The sequence below is a fragment of the Rhizobium ecuadorense genome (assembly GCF_001187535.1).
Taxonomy (GTDB): domain Bacteria; phylum Pseudomonadota; class Alphaproteobacteria; order Rhizobiales; family Rhizobiaceae; genus Rhizobium; species Rhizobium ecuadorense.
Genome location: NZ_LFIO01001634.1, coordinates 1 through 226 on the forward strand (window position 1 = coordinate 1; position 226 = coordinate 226).

Sequence of the window (226 nt, forward strand, 5' to 3'; positions counted from 1 at the left end):
CTCTACAACCAGCGCGCCCTTCCCGTTCCGGATTGAGCATCGGCTGCGATAGCTCTTGCACCGTCATCGCGGCAAAGGATATCCATAGTGACAACCAGGCCCGCAGCCAGCCAAAGGCCGGTTCCCGCTTCGCGTCGTTGCAGATCACCTGCCTGCGGATCTTGACGGTTTGGGCAGCAGCTGGCGTTGTGACTTGGGGTGTGGCCAGCAATGACGAGACCTGTAA

At 60.2% G+C, this 226-nt stretch carries 1 protein-coding gene; it reads right to left on the bottom strand.

Going from position 1 to position 226, the window contains the following annotated elements:
* Nucleotides 1-211: hypothetical protein (locus AF337_RS44765; protein ID WP_210168092.1), on the bottom strand; the 211-nt coding region annotated here is incomplete at its 3' end.
* Nucleotides 212-226 lie beyond the last annotated feature (15 nt).